This is a genomic window from Shigella sp. FC1967 (assembly GCF_001743005.1).
Taxonomy (GTDB): domain Bacteria; phylum Pseudomonadota; class Gammaproteobacteria; order Enterobacterales; family Enterobacteriaceae; genus Proteus.
The window spans coordinates 1-2,400 of the sequence record NZ_MIIZ01000864.1 but is presented as its reverse complement, the minus strand read 5'-3'; the positions used below and the strand labels follow the sequence as shown (position 1 = coordinate 2,400).

General features: G+C 47.4%; 4 protein-coding genes. All 4 read left to right on the top strand.

Annotation, left to right across the window (positions count from 1 at the left end; genetic code table 11):
- Positions 1 to 101 precede the first annotated feature (101 nt).
- The 4 genes from BHE89_RS14780 (at position 102) to BHE89_RS14765 (ending at position 2,369) form a co-directional block, all read left to right on the top strand.
- The gene (locus BHE89_RS14780; protein ID WP_069369988.1) at positions 102 to 590 is read left to right on the top strand and encodes a DUF3085 domain-containing protein; all 489 of its coding nucleotides are present in this window, start codon (positions 102 to 104) and stop codon (positions 588 to 590) included.
- A gap of 65 nt (positions 591 to 655) precedes the next feature.
- Complete coding sequence (locus BHE89_RS14775) at positions 656 to 988, top strand: hypothetical protein (protein ID WP_069369987.1); 333 nt, start codon at positions 656 to 658, stop codon at positions 986 to 988.
- Between the two features lie 260 nt (positions 989 to 1,248).
- Positions 1,249 to 1,788, top strand: a complete 540-nt coding sequence (locus BHE89_RS14770) for a hypothetical protein (protein ID WP_000025280.1) — start codon at positions 1,249 to 1,251, stop codon at positions 1,786 to 1,788.
- Positions 1,789 to 1,868: 80 nt separating this feature from the next.
- Complete coding sequence (locus BHE89_RS14765; protein WP_069369986.1) at positions 1,869 to 2,369, top strand: hypothetical protein; 501 nt, start codon at positions 1,869 to 1,871, stop codon at positions 2,367 to 2,369.
- Positions 2,370 to 2,400 lie beyond the last annotated feature (31 nt).

The following is a 2,400-nucleotide window of genomic DNA, read 5'->3' as shown; positions in this document are numbered from 1 at the left end:
CGCGGTCGCCCATTTTGGGTGGCCGCCATTTTTTAACCTAGCAGGGGCGTCCTATCTCCTGTTAGGAGGGGGAGCCTCTTTTTGAATAGAGAGCAACTCAAATGTCTGTACTTACTTTTAAAATCCATGATGTGAAAAAGTTGATTGAAGAGCTTGATGCAGCAAGCAGTTTTTCACCATCAACGGACGATTTGTTCAATCCTGAAATGTACTCTGACGGCATAGTCAGGGATAAAAATGGAAGGACTGAGCAGGAAGCTGAAAAACATGGCGGGATGTTCTGGCCTTCAGAAGACTTTATTGATCAGAGCAAAGTTAAACCCGCCTTGATTTTGGTAGGAGATCATGGAGTTTACCTCATCACTAATGCAAAAGCTGATGGGTCTCCAATCTCTCGCGGAACAGTCGCTTATGCTAAGGGCTGTAATCCAGGGTTCGATGATGATTTCTACGAAAATAAATGCAACTTGTTTGGTGGTGATGATGGTTCGGTTTGCATCCCTTCTGAATGGGCCAGGTGGGCTATCCAGAACCAGAAGGCGTTTCGGATCAAATTGACCACAAACTCGGTTGAGCTGATGCAGGGGTAATACAGGTAATCCCTGTTGATGAATACGGTCGTCGGTAACGATGGCCGTTTTTATTTGGAGAATCTATGAACCAATTCCATCGGTTGGATTTGTATCATCAGAACAAGGGTAGAAGAGCATCAGTGCCTGATACGCCTTTCTTACTGCTTGCTAAGCGTATTCCCCCAATGTACTGGAGGTTGTTCCAAGGTGTCACTTTGGATAGTCGTATGGGGTACACCGGCAGGCGGCAGTTCCACAGCCTTGGGCAAGCAATCAACTGGGCAAAATCATCAGTTGGTTATTCCTGGTCAAACAAGCACTTTCATAAGCCCGTAGACCTCGATCTTTTGCTGGCCTGTACTGCGAGTCAGTTGCCTGAACATCTGGTCGAAGATCTGAAAAGACGGGGCAATTGATGCGTCTTTGATCTTGCACCCGAAAAGGGCAGTTTGAGCGTTCCTGTTCATGCCGCTCTCGTGGAAAAATAAAAGTGAGGAGGGGATACCCTCCCACTTTCTCAGAGGCCTTCATTGAGGGTTGCTGAGAAAGTGAATTTTGTCCTCTCTGAGGGCGAAACGTGCGATAGCTGGTCGCCAAAAACAAACAGCAACCTATCTTGGCCCATAGGGCGCACTGCGCCTGTTGGGCAACGTGCGTCCTCAAAAAGGAGATACGCATGTCTATCCTTGAAAAGATGAAAGCAGAAATGCTTAATCTCTCTCAAAAGCTCAAGTTACCGGAGGTTTATGCCGGTGATGTAGAGCAAGATCTAACCCTGATTGAGCAGTTCAGTGGCTATCAAATGTTATGGGTGCTCAGAACCTGTGGTTCGGCATTGATACCGTTAAAGGCCGGAGTTCACCCTGTTCATGTTACTCACTGGATCTGGGGTAATTCAGGGCAACAAATCTTTGTGTTTCATGTCAATACACAGCACGGAACCATAGAGAAAGTTGACTTCGAGGAAGCTGAACGTCTCATCATGCAGCAACCTTGCCATTTGAGCTCTTCAATGAAGCGCGAAGAGATAATCAGCTATGTTGATCGTGTTCTATCTAATGGCTGCAACCTTCGTATATGGGGTGTTTTTGACTCACCGAAACACTCTTGTTCGGTCGGGGACTGGTCACAATGGCAACAGTATTTCAGATCGTCAGGTAATCACCTGATGGCCGATTTTATTGGTAAAGCCATTCGATTCACGAACCCTCGATAAATCGCCGTTCAACCATTAACCCTGTGGGGCTCCGATAGCCCTGAGGGGCCGGGGCTCCGCAATCGCATTAAGGAGTCCCTATGAAAAACCTATCAGCTTTGGAAGCAGTTCTTGACTACGACAAACCTTCTCGGCGTTTTCTTGATGAGCTCAACGAAAACCAGATGAAGGATTTGTCCGGGGAAATCTTCGCCAAGCTCTACTGGAGCAAGCGTAATCCCCAGTGGTACGAGAAAGACTCCAATCGGCTGTTTGCACGACTTCGTTGGGTTCAGCGCATCATCAAGAAGCGTTTGAAAACCGGCAAGGTTAAACCTGAACTGACAGAAAATGGTTCAGTGATGGAGCGCTTCAACTTCCCTTATGGTGACACTCTCGATTTCTTCCATCGGTACTTGCGACATCCCAAATGGGAGGTTGTGTATCAAGAATCGGGGTGCAGTGCCTTTTGGAAAAATGAAGCAACGCTTGAGCTATGCACCTACTGCGAAGGTGATGTGGTCATGATGAAGGCTCCTGATGAAGCAACCTTCTTTCGTGATTGCAATCGCCTTAGCTGGTGGTATGCAGATAACGCTTGATCTTAATCCCTAACCAGGGGCGAACCGGCCC

Excerpts from the sequence above, each read along its gene's own strand:
- BHE89_RS14775 (WP_069369987.1), top strand. The coding sequence starts at position 656 with ATGAACCAATTCCATCGGTTGGATTTGTATCATCAGAACAAGGGTAGA.
- BHE89_RS14765 (WP_069369986.1), top strand. The coding sequence starts at position 1,869 with ATGAAAAACCTATCAGCTTTGGAAGCAGTTCTTGACTACGACAAACCT.
- BHE89_RS14780 (WP_069369988.1), top strand. The coding sequence starts at position 102 with ATGTCTGTACTTACTTTTAAAATCCATGATGTGAAAAAGTTGATTGAA.
- BHE89_RS14770 (WP_000025280.1), top strand. The coding sequence starts at position 1,249 with ATGTCTATCCTTGAAAAGATGAAAGCAGAAATGCTTAATCTCTCTCAA.